Annotated in this window: 14 protein-coding genes; 4 read left to right on the top strand and 10 right to left on the bottom strand. The window is 67.5% G+C overall.

The window, feature by feature from the left end; translation table 11 throughout:
• Nucleotides 1-4: 4 nt before the first annotated feature.
• Together AC1D1G_RS09625 and AC1D1G_RS09620 are read right to left on the bottom strand one after the other, a co-directional pair.
• Entirely contained in the window at nt 5-1,213 is a 1,209-nt protein-coding gene (locus AC1D1G_RS09625) for a low temperature requirement protein A (protein WP_477951842.1), read from the bottom strand.
• Between the two features lie 39 nt (nt 1,214-1,252).
• Nucleotides 1,253-2,899 carry an MFS transporter gene (locus AC1D1G_RS09620; RefSeq protein WP_477951841.1) on the bottom strand — a complete coding sequence of 549 codons (1,647 nt, stop codon included), beginning with the start codon at nt 2,897-2,899 and terminating at the stop codon, nt 1,253-1,255.
• 264 nt (nt 2,900-3,163) lie between these two features.
• Here AC1D1G_RS09620 and AC1D1G_RS09615 point away from each other — a divergent pair, with 264 nt between their 5' ends.
• Nucleotides 3,164-3,613, top strand: a complete 450-nt coding sequence (locus AC1D1G_RS09615) for a DUF6325 family protein (protein WP_283332789.1) — start codon at nt 3,164-3,166, stop codon at nt 3,611-3,613.
• Nucleotides 3,614-3,629: 16 nt separating this feature from the next.
• Entirely contained in the window at nt 3,630-3,959 is a 330-nt protein-coding gene (locus AC1D1G_RS09610; protein ID WP_317570831.1) for an SHOCT domain-containing protein, read from the top strand.
• An 18-nt stretch (nt 3,960-3,977) separates the two neighbouring features.
• Here AC1D1G_RS09610 and AC1D1G_RS09605 read toward each other — a convergent pair whose 3' ends face one another.
• From AC1D1G_RS09605 to AC1D1G_RS09595, 3 genes are read right to left on the bottom strand one after another with little or no spacing between them, the layout of a single operon-like run.
• Nucleotides 3,978-4,808, bottom strand: coding sequence for an SDR family NAD(P)-dependent oxidoreductase (locus AC1D1G_RS09605; protein ID WP_283332791.1), 831 nt, complete (start codon nt 4,806-4,808; stop codon nt 3,978-3,980).
• A complete protein-coding gene (locus tag AC1D1G_RS09600; protein WP_283353933.1) occupies nt 4,805-5,734 on the bottom strand; it encodes an alpha/beta hydrolase in 930 nt (309 codons plus the stop codon). Before AC1D1G_RS09600 ends, AC1D1G_RS09605 begins: the two co-directional genes overlap by 4 nt.
• The gene (locus AC1D1G_RS09595) at nt 5,731-7,191 is read right to left on the bottom strand and encodes a flavin-containing monooxygenase (protein WP_283332795.1); all 1,461 of its coding nucleotides are present in this window, start codon (nt 7,189-7,191) and stop codon (nt 5,731-5,733) included. Before AC1D1G_RS09595 ends, AC1D1G_RS09600 begins: the two co-directional genes overlap by 4 nt.
• A 192-nt stretch (nt 7,192-7,383) precedes the next feature.
• Between AC1D1G_RS09595 and AC1D1G_RS09590 the strand changes: the two genes are divergently transcribed.
• Nucleotides 7,384-8,340 (top strand): AraC family transcriptional regulator, encoded by a 957-nt coding sequence (locus AC1D1G_RS09590; protein WP_283332855.1) that lies wholly within the window; start codon nt 7,384-7,386, stop codon nt 8,338-8,340.
• Between the two features lie 56 nt (nt 8,341-8,396).
• Here AC1D1G_RS09590 and AC1D1G_RS09585 read toward each other — a convergent pair whose 3' ends face one another.
• From AC1D1G_RS09585 to AC1D1G_RS09570, 4 genes are read right to left on the bottom strand one after another with little or no spacing between them, the layout of a single operon-like run.
• Entirely contained in the window at nt 8,397-9,284 is an 888-nt protein-coding gene (locus tag AC1D1G_RS09585; protein ID WP_005562109.1) for a carbohydrate ABC transporter permease, read from the bottom strand.
• Between the two features lie 3 nt (nt 9,285-9,287).
• Entirely contained in the window at nt 9,288-10,325 is a 1,038-nt protein-coding gene (locus tag AC1D1G_RS09580; RefSeq protein WP_477951839.1) for a carbohydrate ABC transporter permease, read from the bottom strand.
• A gap of 12 nt (nt 10,326-10,337) precedes the next feature.
• Nucleotides 10,338-11,603 carry an ABC transporter substrate-binding protein gene (locus AC1D1G_RS09575; RefSeq protein WP_477951837.1) on the bottom strand — a complete coding sequence of 422 codons (1,266 nt, stop codon included), beginning with the start codon at nt 11,601-11,603 and terminating at the stop codon, nt 10,338-10,340.
• Nucleotides 11,600-13,285, bottom strand: a complete 1,686-nt coding sequence (locus AC1D1G_RS09570) for a glycoside hydrolase family 13 protein (RefSeq protein ID WP_477951836.1) — start codon at nt 13,283-13,285, stop codon at nt 11,600-11,602. Before AC1D1G_RS09570 ends, AC1D1G_RS09575 begins: the two co-directional genes overlap by 4 nt.
• A 183-nt stretch (nt 13,286-13,468) precedes the next feature.
• Between AC1D1G_RS09570 and AC1D1G_RS09565 the strand changes: the two genes are divergently transcribed.
• Nucleotides 13,469-14,485 carry a LacI family DNA-binding transcriptional regulator gene (locus AC1D1G_RS09565; protein WP_477951834.1) on the top strand — a complete coding sequence of 339 codons (1,017 nt, stop codon included), beginning with the start codon at nt 13,469-13,471 and terminating at the stop codon, nt 14,483-14,485.
• Between the two features lie 2 nt (nt 14,486-14,487).
• Here AC1D1G_RS09565 and AC1D1G_RS09560 read toward each other — a convergent pair.
• On the bottom strand, nt 14,488-14,872 hold a 385-nt coding region (locus AC1D1G_RS09560; protein WP_477951832.1), incomplete at its 5' end, for a TOBE domain-containing protein.

The following is a 14,872-nucleotide window of genomic DNA, read 5'->3' as shown; positions in this document are numbered from 1 at the left end:
GTACTCACGGGTGCGCGCCGTGCCGGATCTCGTCGCGGGGCTGGTCGTACCGGACCATTTCGTATCCGATCATCGCGAGCAGGACCGCGGTGAGCACGCCGAGGGTGGCGAGGGCCGGGATGTGCCAGACGACGGGGAGGAGCGCGATCAGGACGACCGCCGTCACGACGCGCGGCACGGTGACCGACCTCGTCGCGTAGGCCTTGAACGCGACCAGCGCGAGGAGGTACAGTGCCGCCCCACCGAACAGTGCGATCAGCGGCCAGCCGTACAGCGGGTCGGTGAGCCGGTGATGGTTGCCGTCGCCGACGTACGACAGGATCTTCTTCAGACCGAGCGACAGCATCACGATCCCGATCACCATCGGCAGGTGCAGGAAGCTGTAGCAGTTGCGGGCGATCTTGATCTGACGCGCACCGGTTGCCTCCTCGAAGGCGTGCTCGACGGCCAGTGACGTGACGTCGAAGTACGACCACCACAGCAGCCCCGACACCGCGAGTCCCAGCAGCGAGGCGACGATGATCGCCCAGGAGATCGGCAGGCTCGCGACGCCGATGCCGAACGACACGATCGACTCACCGAGCGCGACGATAATGATGAGGCCGTGTCGTTCGGCGAAGTGGCTGATCGACCGCAACCGCCAGTCGGTGCCGCCGATCAGTGTGCCGATGTAGTCGCCGGCGAGGGCGAGGATCCACATCACGGTCTGCGCCGTGCCGGTGAGCTGCGATGCGATGAGCAGGAACACGGTGCCGGTGACCATGCTCGGCGCGAACCGCAGCACCTGACCGCGCAGTTGGGGGTCGGTGCGGCTGATCACCCAGAACATCACCAGGTGCAGCAGGCGGACGACGAAGTAACCGAGGGCGAAGATGACGGGGCCGTCGAGTCCGCCGGTCAGATCGTCGAACGCCTCGGGGATCGTCAGGGCGGTGATGAACATGGCGCCCATCGCGCCGAACATCACCACCCGCACGATGCCCTCGTCGGCGCGTACGAGGTTGCAGAGCCAGGCGTACCCCACCCAGCTCCACCACAGGACGGCCATCACCAGTGCGCCGCGCAGCAGGTTCACCCCGGTGGGGTCCTCGGCCATCAGATCGGTGACACGGGTGAGAGCGAACACGAAGACGAGGTCGAAGAACAGTTCGAGCGGCGACACCGACGCTCGTTCTTCGACGAGGCGGGGACGCAAACGATGGGCAAAGGTCACGGGGAGAATGCTGCCACCGGAACGCGACGCGGCAAAGTCCTACGAACTGCGGCGGTCAGTGGGGTCGGGCGCAGCCTTTCGTTCGGGGGAGCCGACGGGGGTGCGGGGGATCCGCCCGGTGAAGAACAACGCCGCGATGGCGAGCAGTGCGGTGACGGCGTACGCCACCTGGAGTGCCTCGAGTCGCGCGTCGGAATTGATGTCGAGGATGTCCTGGGCGGTGGCGTCGGGGACCGACGCCTCCTCCAGGGCCGCCGCCAGTTGAGTGTCGGAGAGGAACGGGACACCGCTCGCCAGTTCGGTGGTCGCCCGCTCTTGGACCGACTGCGGAACGTCGGGATCGGCTTGGATCCCCGCGACGATCGAGGTGCTCAGGGTCGCGATGAGCACCGATCCGATGAGCGCCGTCCCCAGGGACGCGCCGAGGTTGGTGGCGGTGTTCTGCAGCCCGCCGACCTCGGCGCTCTGCGAGTCGGAGACGGCCGAGACCGTGACGGCGCCGAGTTGGGAGGCCAGAGCACCGAGTCCGAGCCCCATCAGCAGCATCGGAACGGCCACGACGCCGGCGTTGGCCCCGGGGTCCATCCCGGCCACGAGGAACAGGATGCCTACGATCATGGACGCCAGACCGAACCGGACCACCCTGCGCGGGTTGGCCTCGGGCCGGAGTTTGGGGATCCCGGCAGCGGCCAGCAGCAGTGCCACGGACAGCGGGATGAGCCGGATCCCGGTTTGGAGCGCGTCGAGTTCGAGCACGACGGACAGGAAAAGGGGGACGGTGAAGAACACGCCCGCTTGGACGGTGAACTGGGCGAAGAACATGCTGAGCCCGCCGGCGAGTTGACGGTTCCGCAGCAGCCGGGGGTCGATCAGCGGCTCGCCGCCGGTGTCGGCGAGATGGGCTTCCCACCGCAGGAACCCGTAGAGCACCAGGAGACCACCCAGCACCAGCCACACGACCGGCGACAGTCCCGCGATCGCGGTTCCGCCGGGCTTGGCCTGCACCCAGCCCCACTCGCTCGAGCGGAGGACGCCGAACACGATCATCCCGAGGCTCACCACCGACAGCGCCGATCCGACCAGGTCGAGGCGCACCTTCGCCGGTGGAACGTCGTTGATGCGTCGGAGCACCAGCAGGATGAGGAGGACGATCACCACCTCGCCGGCGAAGACATACCGCCACGACGCGAACGTGGTCACCGCACCGCCGATGAGGGGTCCGGCGGCAACTGCCATCGCACCCGCCGCGGCCACCAGACCGTAGGCGGCGGGACGCCTTTCGGCCGCGAAGTTCGCCGCGACGAGGGCGACGATCGCGGGCATGATCAGCGCGGCGCCGATCCCTTCCAGCAGGGACCATCCGATCAGCAGCACCGCCAGGTTGGGGGACAGCGCCGTGGTGAGCGAGCCCGCGCCGTAGACGATCAGGCCGAGTGCGAACGCCTTGCGCCGACCGATGATGGTGCCGATCTTGCCGCCGGTGATCATCAGCGTCGCCATGACGAGCGTGTACAACGTGATGGCCGTCTGGATGCCGGTGATCGTGGTCCCGAGATCCGACGCGACTGTCGCCATGGACACGTTCATCACGGAGCTGTCCAATGTCATCAGAAACTGGCTGGACGCCAGCACCGTGAGCACCAGACCGGACCCGGCGACCGCGACCGACTCTTTGCCTGAACTCACGACGGCCTTTCCTGGGACATCTCGAGGCTCGCTTCGGTGAACACTTCCGTGAGCTGCCGCTGGGGAAGGTCGGTCTCAGCGTCGCATGGAGGCACGCCCCGAAAATCATCCGAACAGGGTGAAAGCTCGTGAGACGGTCTCGAACCGGATTATGCTCGGAGAATGGCCGGAATTCTCGTGGGGGATCCCGGATTATTGTGACCGAGCCCTGATCCGGGGTGCCATCCGCGGATCCCCTCGGCATGTACGAAGAGAGGTTTTCCGGTGAACGATATCGACCCGGAGGATAGCGGGCCCATCGATTATCTCGTGGTGGAGTTCCCTGCCGACCGAAGACCGGACGGATCAGCGCTGGCGATCCTCCGCGAACTCGTCGAGCAGGGCACCGTGCGAGTGCTCGACCTGGTCTTCCTTCGCAAGGAAACGGACGGCTCCGTCGTGGCGATCGACGTCGTCGACGTCGGACTCGTGGGCGATATAGATGTGTCGCTCTTCGCCGAGGCCTCGACCGGCCTGCTCGACCTGACGGACATCGCCGACGCCGGATCCGTACTCGAGCCAGGTGCTTCGGCTGCGGTACTGGTCTACGAGAACACTTGGGCCGCACCGCTCGCAACCGCCCTGCGTCGCAGCGGAGCGCAACTCGTGGCGTCGGGCCGCATCCCTGTACAGGGCATCCTGGCGTCACTCGACGCTCTCGAAGCCAGAAGCTGAAACCGAGGACAACACCATGCCTGGACTTCTCCGCGGGATCGCCCGCACCGCCGTCATCGCCGGAACCGCGACGTCCGTGTCGAATCGAGTGTCTCGACGTCAGGGCCAGCGGTGGGCGGCGAAAGAGCAACCACAGCAGCAACCGCAGCAGCAACCGCAAGCCCCGCAGAACGAGGCCCCGGCCTACTCCCAGGCACCCCCGCCGCAGGCCGCCCCCACCCCCTCCTCGGGCGGAGGCAGCGTCGACCGGATCGCCGCGCTGAAGGATCTCGGAGAACTCAGAGCCCAAGGTGTGCTCACCGAAGCCGAATTCAGCGCCGAGAAGGCGAAGATCCTGGCGTCCTAGGACGACCCCGGCAGTCGCCTACTTCATCCACGGCATGAAGGTCGCGAAGCCGGTGGCGACCACCCGCTGATACGACGACCCGATGACGCGGGCCAGCACGTCGAGGGCCTTCGCCTCCCAGCCGATGATCACCCGGGCTTTCCCCTTGCGGACTCCGTCGAGGATCGACTTCGCGGCCATCTCCGGCGAGTGCAGGGCCAGCCGCTTGTCGAAAAAGTCCGCGAAGGTCTGTGCGTCCTCGTCCTCGGCGACAGTGGCGTTGCGGGCCACGGCGGTCTTGATGCCTCCGGGATGCACGCAGGTCACCTCGACGGGGTGCTTGGCGATCAGCATCTCCTGCCGCAGCGACTCGGTGAAGCCGCGCACGGCGAATTTCGCGGCGTTGTAGGCGCTCTGGCCCGGCACGGCGATCAGCCCGAACAGGCTCGAGATGTTGACGACGTGCCCGTCGCCGGACGCGATCAGATGTGGCAGAAAGGCTTTGGTCCCGTTGACGACGCCCCAGAAGTCGACGTCGATGATCCGCTCGATGTCCTTGAACTTGGACTTCTCGACGTTGCCGTTGTAGCCGATGCCGGCGTTGTTGTAGACCTGGTGGACCGTGCCGAACGTTGCGACGACGGAGTCTGCGTATTCCAGCATCTCTTCCCGTTCGGCGACGTCGATTCGGTCGGACCTGACCTCCGCGCCCAGCGCCTTGGCCTGGCGGACGGTGTCGGCGAGTCCGACGGTATCGACGTCGGAGAGGGCGAGCCTTGCGCCCCTCTTCGCGAGATCGAGGGCGAGGGCCCGGCCGATGCCGGATCCTGCTCCGGTGACGACGGCGACTTTTCCTTCGAACGTGCTCATGTGGATGCAACCTTTGCTGTGTCGGGGTGAATTTCCTGGATGTGACGGCGCAGTGCCGCGCCGAGGTCGGTGACCGCCTCGCGTGCCTCGGCGAGGAGGCTGACCTGGAGGTGGAAGTCGTGCCACAGGTCGTCGAACCGGCGATGGTGGAGGACGCCCGCCGCAGCGGCGACGGCTGCTTCGATCTTCTCCGCGTCGACGGAGATCGGATCGTCGCCGGCCGTGTGCATGACGATCGGCGGCAGACCTGTCATGTCGCCGTACACCGGGGAGATGCCGGGCGATCTCGGATCGTGCTGTCCGGCATAGCGCGGGGCCCATTCGGCCGTCATGGACGGCAGGATCAGGGGATCGCGCAGCACCGGTCGCGACCGGTCGACGTCGATCGCGAGGTCGGCCCACGGGCAGATCAGGCCGAGTGCGGCCGGGGCGGGGAGGCCGCGGTCACGCAGTGCCGTCGCGAGCGCCAGCGTCAGTCCGCCGCCGGCGGAATCCCCCGCGACGACGGTGGTGTCCGCGTCGAGGCCGTCGTCGAGTAGCCGGGAGTAGACCGCGACCATTTCCTCGAGGGCAATCGGGTAGCGGGATTCCGGCGAGCGTGAGTAGTCGGGGATCACCGCCGTCGTCCCGGCGGCTGCGGCGAGGTGCGCGACCAGGCCGCGGTACCCCTTCGCGCTTCCGAGGGCGTATCCGCCACCGTGGAGGTAGATCAGCGTCCCCCCGGTGGTGTGCGCCGGCCGCACCCGCACGACGGGGACGCCGGCGACCGTGTCGCGCTCGAACCGGGTGCCACGAGGCGGGCGGGCGGCGGCCGTCACCATTTCGACCATGAGGCGCTTCGCCCCGACGGGCACGCGGTGGGATGCGAACAGGGGGCGTGCGCTGCGCAGGCAGGCCCGGATGGCACCTCGGCTGACGTTCCTCATGCCGGCGCGCCGAACTGCAGAATTCCGTCGTGAACAGGGTCGTCGAGGAGCATCGTGGAGTCCTTCTCGTAGTGCATGAGAACCTTCCACGGCTCCGCGGACCCCTGGCGGGGCATGACGTCCTTACCGCGCTGCACGTACCCGGACTGCAACTGATCGAGCATGCCGATGTCCATCGCGGAGTTCTCGACGTCGCGGGGCGTCGCGACGGTGTGACCGACCTCGTCCATGTACCGGAGGAGCCGGCACAGGTAGGCGCCCGCGATATCGGACTTCAGGGTCCACGGCGCGTTGGTGTAGCCGAAAACCCATGCCAGGTTGGGGATTCCCTCGACGAGCACGCCCTTGTAGGTCATCTGACCGTGCAGCGGACGGGGCTGCCCGTCCACGGAGAGTTCCATTCCGCCGAGCATCTGGATCTTCAGGCCGGTGGCGGTGACGACGACGTCCGCCTCCAATTCCAGGCCCGACTTCAGCAGGATGCCCTTCTCGGTGAACGTGTCGATGTGATCGGTGACGATCGACGCGTCTCCCGACGACAGCGCGGTGAAGAGGTCCGCGTCCGGCACCGCGCAGAGGCGCTCGTCCCACGGCATGTAGTTCGGCGTGAAGTGGCTCATGTCGAATCCGGGGCCGAGGCGTCGTCGCACCTGCCAGAGCAGGAATCGGCGCATTTGCCGCGGCCACCGTCGGCACGCCAGGTACAGCCCGCGCTGGAGGGCGATGTTGCGCTTGCGGCCGAACGAATACACCCACTCGGCGGGCAGGAATCGGCCCAGCACCTCGGAGATCTTGTCGAGGGCGGGGATCGAGAAGACGTACGACGGCGAGCGTTGCAGCATGGTCACGTGCTCTGCATCGCCGGCCATCGACGGGACCAGCGTGACGGCGGTGGCGCCGCTGCCGATCACGACGACCTTCTTACCGGTGTAGTCGAGGTCCTCCGGCCACTGCTGTGGGTGGACGCACCGGCCCCGGAATCGGTCCGTGCCCGGGAAGTCCGGCAGGTGGCCGGCGTCGTAGTCGTAGTAGCCGGTGCAGCTGACCAGGTACCCGCAGGTGTAGGTGCGGATGTCGCCGGTCGCCTCGTGCAGGGCGGTCACCGTCCAGCGTTCCTCGGCTGTCGACCAGTCCGCCCCGACGATCTTCAGGCCGTAGCGGATCTTGTCCTCGATGCCGAACTCCCGCGCGGTGTCCGCGATGTACCGGCGGATCGACGCACCGTCCGCGAGCACCTTCGAGTCACGCCACGGCCGGAACTTGTAGCCGAACGTGAACATGTCGGAGTCGGAACGAATACCGGGGTAGCGGAACAGGTCCCACGTACCGCCCAGCCGCTCGCGGCGCTCCAGCACCGCGATGCTCTTGTGGGGGAACTCGGCCGTCACCTGGCAGGCCGTTCCGATGCCGGACAGTCCGGCACCGATGATCAGAACGTCGAAATGTGTCGTGCTCATGGCTTCCTCGCGCTTCTGCCTGCTGGATTCGCAGGATGGGGTACAAACAGAATGACTGTGTGCCACGTCACAGGTCTTGACACTTTCGGACATGCTTTTAGCATTTCCCGACATCGTTTCCGGCGAGAGGAGAGAGTTGACCCCGTGGGAAGTCTGATCCGGGCCACGAACCTCTGGGGGTACGGCGACCTGATGCGGGAGCTGGGCGCCGACCCGGAGTCGTCCCTCGCGCGCTTCCACATTCCACCGGGAGTCGAGCACGAGGAGGACGCGTTCGTGTCGTTCGAGGCGGTCGTGCACGTGCTGGAGGCCGGCGCCGCCGACCTGGGCTGCCCGGACTTCGGGCTCCGGCTCTCGCACTGGCAGGGCCTGGACATCCTCGGGCCCGTCGCCGTGATCGCGCGGAACGCCCAGACCGTGCACGGCGCATTCGAGGCGATCGCCCGCTACTTCTACGTGCACTCGCCCGCCCTGAAGCTGACCGTCGAGCCGCGCACCGCAGGCGACGTCCGGTTCGTCTACGAGATGACGGAACCGTCGCTGCCCTATCTGCCTCAGGGATACGAGCTGGCGATGGCCAACGGCGTCCGCATCCTTCGGCTACTCGGCGGCCCGGACGCGCGTCCCTCGCTGATCTCGTTCGTGCACGACCAACTCGGGTCGGACGCCGCCTACCGCGGCGCGCTGGACTGCCCCGTCCTGTTCGGTCAGACGTGGTGCGGGTTCGAACTGCCCCGAGTCCTGGCGGACCGGCGGATCGACAGCGCAGATCCGGAGACCCGGCGCATCGCCACGAAATACCTGGAAACGCATTACCTGCCGAGCACCGCGGCGCTGTCCGAACGCGTGGCCGAGTTGGCCCGGCGTCTGCTGCCCACCGGCCACTGCAGCGCTGAGGCCATCTCCGACCAACTGTCGATGCATCCGCGCACGCTGCAACGGCGGCTGGCCGAGGAGGGTGTGCGATGCCAGGACCTCATCGAACGGGAACGTCGCGCCCAGGCGGCGAGATACCTCGCCGAACCGGGATTTCATCTCGGCCAGATCGCGGGACTGCTCGGCTATACCGAACAGAGCACCCTCAACCGTTCCTGCAGGCGGTGGTTCGGGAAGACGCCGAGGCAGTACCGGGCCGACCTGCACCCGTGAGTACTTATTAACCGCGGGCGGTTAATAAGTACTCACGGGCGGCGGAGCCGCACGGGCTACTTGACGCCGCCGGCGGTCAGGCCGGACACGATGCGCCGCTGCAACAGCAGCACGATGATGACGAGCGGGATGGTCACGACCGTTCCCGCTGCCATCACGGACGTGAACGGCTCCTCGTGCGGCTTGCTGCCCGCGAATTGTGCGATGGCAACGGTGGCCGGCTGGGTCACGTCGTTGGACAGCTGGCTGGAGATCAGGTATTCGTTCCACGACGCGATGAACGCGAGGATCGCGGTGGTGAACAGTCCCGGCGCGGCCAAGGGTAGCAACACCATTCGGAAGGCCTGCCGCCTGCTGGCCCCGTCGATTCGGGCGGCCTCCTCGAGTTCCCACGGCAGTTCCTTGAAGAACGCGGTGAGGGTGTAGATGGTGAGGGGCAGCACGAACGAGATGTTCGGGATGATCAGCGCCTGGTAGGTGCCGAACCAGCCCATCGACGTGAACAGCTGGAACAGCGGTGTCAGGACGGCGACACCCGGGAACATCGACGCCGCCAGGATGATTCCGAGAACGACGTGCTTTCCCCGGAACTGCAGTCGCGCCAGCGCGTACGCGGTGCCGACTCCGACGACCAGACCGATCGCGGTGGTGACGGCGCCGATGATCGTGCTGTTGACGAGTGCCCTGGCGAAGTGGTTGCCCGCCTCCGTCGAGAACACGCTCGCGAAATTCTCCAGCGTGACGTGGGTGGGCCACGGGGTGGTGTCGAACGTGTAGTCGGAGTGGCGGAAGGCGGTGACCACCATCCAGTAGACCGGGGCCAGACCCCAGACGACGATCACCGCCAGGCCCAGGTAGGTGCGGATGGAGGCGAGCGACGGTGCCCGGCGCCGGCGTGCCACCGCGGCACGGGGGATCCCCGGTGTGACGACTGCTGTGGACATGGATCAGGCCTTTCGCTGCTGCTCTTGGGTGTCGATCACGTTGACGCCCATCACCTTCACCAGTACGTAGGCGACGGCGAAGATGAACAGGAACGTGATCGTGGAGAGGGCGGACGCGCTGTTGAATCCCTGGCGCATCTGGTCGATCACCAGGATCGACAGCGTGGTGGTGGCGGTGCCGTCGCCGCCACCGCCGCCGGTGAGGATCGCCGGGAGGTCGTAGATCCGCAGGACGTCGAGCACCCGGAAGAGGACCGCCACCAGGATGGCCGGCTTGATGAGGGGCAATGTGATCGACCGGAATCGTTGCCACGCATTGGCGCCGTCCATCCGCGCCGCCTCGTACACCTCGGCGGGCACACACTGCAGTCCGGCGAGGATCAGCAACGCCACGAACGGTGTGGTCTTCCAGGCGTCGGCGATCACGACGGCGAACCGGGCGGGCCACGTGTCACCGGTCCACAGGATTTCCGTGCCGAACAGTTTGTTGGCGATGCCGTCGTAGGCGAAGACGAAGTACCACAGCTTCGCGGTGACGGCGGTCGGGATGGCCCACGCCACGAGAATGCTGGTGCGTAGCAGTGCCCGACCGCGGAACGCCCGGTTCATGATGGTGGCGAACCACAGTCCCAGCGCGACCTCGATGGCGACGGTGACGACGGTGAAGAACACGGTGACCCACAACGACTGCCAGAACAGCGACCCCAGCGTGCCGCCGGGACAGGACACCGACGCTCCGGTCGTGTCGGTGCACCGCTGGAACAGCCAGTGCGTGTAATTCGACAGACCCGCGAAGCCCTGGTCGACGAACTTGCCGGTGGCGGGATCGATCGTCGGGTCCTTGAACAGCGACATCACCATGGCACTGACCACCGGGTACAGAACGACGATGCCCAGCAGGATCATGGTCGGCAGGATCAGGAACATCGCCGCCTTGCTGCGGCCCTTCCGCGGTCGCGCGCCCTGCGGTTCGCCGGATCTCGCGCCGTCCCGACGTGGGGGAGCGGGCGTCTTCTCGAGCGAGAGTTCGTGAACGGTCATCGGCTGTCTCCTCTAGGACCCGGCCGCGGCGATCGCGGACTGGATGTCGGCGGCGGCCTGGTCCACCGTCTTCTCGCCTTTGATCGCGGCGTAGGCGTTGTTCTGCACGGCCCGGGTGACCGCGGGATAGAACGGGGTGACCGGCCGGGTCACGGCGTTCTCGATCGACGTCTTCAACGTGGGGAGGTACGGGTACTGCTCGATCAGTTCCGGGTCGTCGTAGACGTCGGTGCGGACGGGGGCGAGCGATCCCTGCGACAGGAAGAACGCCTGTGACTTCTTCTCCAGGAAGAACTTCAGGAAGTCCGAGGCGGTCGCCTTGTGCTCGGAGTACACGTTGATCGCGGCGCTGTGCCCGCCGAGTGTCGAGTGACCGGGTCCGCTCTTCCCGGGCAGCGGCGCCACCGCGAACTTGCCCGACACCGCGGAACTGCCCTGACCGTCCATCAGGCTGTACGCGTACGGCCAGTTGCGCATGAAGAGCAGGTCGCCGCTCTGGAACGCCTGCCGCGCCTGCTCCTCCTGGAAAGTGACGGACTCGCGGGGGATGGCACCCGAACGGTAGGCGTCGACGAGCGATTGGAGGCCCGCCTTGGCTTCCGGGGTGGTCATCGTCGGGGTCACGCCGTCCGGTCCGAGGATCGACCCGCCCGCGGTGTTGATGGCCTCGGACGCGTTGACGGTCAGCCCCTCGTACTTGGCGTACTGCCCGGCGTAGCAGCCGATTCCGGCGTGCTGTGCCGTCCCGCACGCGCCGAGGAGTTCGTCCCAGGTGGCAGGCGGATGATCCACCAGGTCGGTGCGGTAGTAGAGCAGGGCGCCGTCACTGGTCTGCGGGGCCGCGTACAGGACGTCCCCGTACGTGGCCCCCGCGACCGTCGCGGGGAGCAGGCCGGACGTGTCGATCGCCATCGGGCCCTCGAGCGGTTGCAGCCATCCGCGGGCCGCGAATTCGGCGGTCCACACGACGTCGACGACGGCGACGTCGTACCCGGAGTCGCGGGACTGGAAGTGCTGCACCAGGTCCTCGTGCTGCTGGTCTGCCTGGTCGGACTGTTCCTTGAACGTCACCTCCTCCCCGGGATGGGTGGCGTTCCACTCGTCGATCAGCGGCCGGATGACGTTCGAGTTGTCCTTGCCCTGCACGTAGGTGATGGGCCCGCGGCCGTCGAGGTTCTCCTTCTCCGCCTGCGCGGCGGCGTCGAGGCCCTGATCGGCGCAGGACGTCGCCGCGAATAGGACGCCGACGGCCACCGCGCAGGCGGCGACGCGCTTCATCGTGATTCACCCGCGCCCGGTTCCGACAGCCACACCGCGGCGTCGGACGGGAGAACTCCGCCGGTGATGTCGGCGACCGAACCGAGTACGACGGTCAGTCCTTCGGGCAGTGTGATCGGTTCGGCGCCGGTGTTAACCCAGCACTGCACTGTGCCGCGGGTGAACGCGAGCACGTCGCGGGGAGTGTCGAGCCACTCGACGGCATGCGGGGTGTCGAAGAATTCTCGTCGCAGTTCCAGCGCCTCGCGGTACAGCGTGAGGAACGACTCGGGGTGGCCGGCCTGCGCTTCCGCGGTGTGCGGGGCCCAGTGCCCCGGCTGCGGAAGCCACGTGTCCTCCTCCGCGTCGAACGGGGAGAAGCCGTACGGCACTGCGTCGTTCGACCACGGGATCGGAACCCGGCAGCCGTCCCGGCCGCGGTCGGTGAAACCGGTCTGGAACCATGTCGGATCCTGCCGGACCTCGTCGGGAAGGTCCTCGACCTCTTCCAGTCCGAGTTCCTCGCCCTGGTAGATGTATGCGGTGCCCGGCAACGCCAGCTGCAGCAGCGCGGCCGCGCGGGCACGACGCCGACCCAGTTCGTGGTTCGGTTCCTCGAGCGCCCAGCGGGCCCGCTCCCAGTCGGTTTCGACCAGGTGGTCGGGCTGTGAGCGCGAGTAGCGGGTGACGGTGCGGGGAACGTCGTGGTTGGAGAGCACCCACGTGGCGGGTGCGCCGACGGTGGCCGCCTGCTCGAGCGCGTCGTCGATCACGGCGCGGATGCTCACAGAACGCCAAGGGGCGCGCAGGAAGTCGAACTGGAACGCGGTGTGCAGCTCGTCGGGGCGCAGGTACCGGGCCAGGCGGTCGTTGCCGGGCACCCAGGCCTCGGCGACGAAGACGCGGTCGGCGTAGGTGTTGGCGACGGCCCGCCAGCCCCGGTACACCTCGTGGACGGCATCCTGATCCCACGCGGGGTGGGGGTCGGTGTGCTGCGAACCGGGAAGGCGCTCACCGGCATCGGGGAGTGCGGGATCCTTGGCCAGGCCGTGGGCGACGTCGATCCGGAAACCGTCGACGCCCTTGTCGAACCAGAAGCGCAGGATGTCCTCGAACTCCGCCCGGACCTCGGGGTGCTCCCAGTTGAGGTCGGGCTGGGCGGGAGCGAACAGGTGCAGGTACCACTCGCCGGTGTGCAGGCGGCTCCATGCGGGACCGCCGAACGCGCTCTGCCAGTCGTTGGGCGGCTCGTCGCCTGCCGGACCGCGGCCCGGGCGAAATATGTACCGGTCGCGTGCCCCGGGCTCGTCGCGGAGGGCGGCCTCGAACCAGCGGTGCTCGCTGGAGGTGTGGTTGGGCACGATGTCGAGGATCACGCGGATCCCCAGCTCGTGGGCCTCGGCGATGAACGCCTCCCCCTCCGCGAGCGTGCCGTATGACGGCTCGATGTCACGGAAGTCGGCCACGTCGTAGCCGGCGTCCGCCATCGGCGACGGGTACCAGGGATTGATCCACACGGCGTCGACGCCGAGGTCGGCGAGGTAGGGCAGCTTGGAACGCAAGCCGGTGAGATCGCCGATGCCGTCGCCGTTCCCGTCGGCGAAGCTGCGGATGTAGACCTGGTAGACGACGGCCGTCTTCCACCAGGCTTCTGGGTGCCGGCTCGCGACGGTGGTTGCGGTCGACTCCACGGACTGGGTCATCGAATCTCCTCGGTGGGGGGATGGGATGGGGGAATGTGATGCGTAAACGTTTGCGTAAAGAGCGTGAGGCACGTCACAGGGGCCTGTCAACTCGAGCAGTGAGATTTCTTTTGCGCACTTCAGCGCCACGGATTCTGTGAGGATTCAACGCAAATATTTACGTTGCTCGCTTACTGTGGGAACGTGATCCCCAAGCAGTCCGTCAACATGGCCGACGTCGCGCGCCGCACCGGAGTCTCGATCGCCACCGTCTCGCGCGCGTTGCGCGGCGAACGCGGCGTCTCCGAGGCGACCCGATTGCGAATTCAGAGGGCCGCCGACGAGTTGGCGTACGTCATCTCACCCGAGGCGTCGAAGCTGTCGGGTGGCGCGACGGGCCGGGTGGCCGTCGTGGTGCCGTGGATCGACGCCTGGTTCTACTCGCGGATTCTCGCCGGCATCGAACACGAACTCCGCGCCGCGGACCTGGACGTGTTGCTGTACTGCCTCGAGGAGTCGTCCCAGCGCGAATCGTTCTTCGAACGGCTTCCCTTGCGCCGCAAGGTCGATGCCGTCATCGCCGTGGCGTTTCCTCTCACCGGACCGGAGCGGGCGCGGCTCGAGGAGATGGATGTGACCGTGGTCGTCATCGGCGCGCACGCCGGCGAGTTCCCGTCCGTCCGGATCGACGACGAGCTGGCCGCGCGTCAGGCCGTCGGGCACCTGATCAGGATCGGCCACACCCGGATCGGAATGATCCGCACCGTGGACCCGGAGGGTCAGTACTGGGAGGGCGACATCGCCCGGGTGGCGGGGTTCCATGCCGCTCTCGCCGACGCCGGACTCGACGACGACTGCACGGCGACAGTTCCCTGGGGAATCGAGGGCGGTGAGCGCGGCATGGAACTGCTGCTCAGTCGTGCCGAGGTGCCCACCGCAGTGTTCTGCCATTCCGACGAGGTCGCCGTCGGAGCGTTGCGCACGCTGCGACGTGCGGGGGTTCCCGTTCCGGCCGGGATGTCGGTGATCGGGATCGACGATCACCCGACGGCCGAGCTGGCAGACCTGACCACGGTGCGGCAGCCGGTCGGGGAACAGGGCGCGGCGGCCGGCCGGGTGGTCGTGGAACTACTCAGCGGACAGGAACCGGCGGAACGGGCGGTCGTGCTCCCGACCCACCTGGTGGTCCGGGGCTCGACCGCCCGCCCTCCGGAATTCTGACGTCAGCGCACGAGACGCTCGCCCGCCGCGTCGGTGGCGAAGAGGTGCGCGTGTGCCTCGTCGACGCGGACGTGCACGACCTGGCCCTTTTCGGGTGGGTTCCGCCAGTCGACCCGTGCGACCAGGCTCTCGACCCGGCCGTTGACCGTGGTGCGGCCGAACACGAATGCCTCGGAGCCGAGTTCCTCGACGACGTCGATCTCGAGTTTCAGTCCGCCGGAGTCGGCGATCTCGACGTGCTCGGGCCGGATCCCGAAGATCACCTCACGCCCGCCCGCCGCGGTCAGGGCGTCGCGGGGAACGGGAACCAGCTGGTCACCGATCTGCACCCCGCCGTCGGTGACGGGCACGGTGAACAGGTTCATCGACGGTGACCCCATGAATCCC

It is taken from the genome of Rhodococcus sp. P3_B8 (genome assembly GCF_056402775.1).
This window is presented reverse-complemented; position numbering and strand designations above follow the sequence as displayed.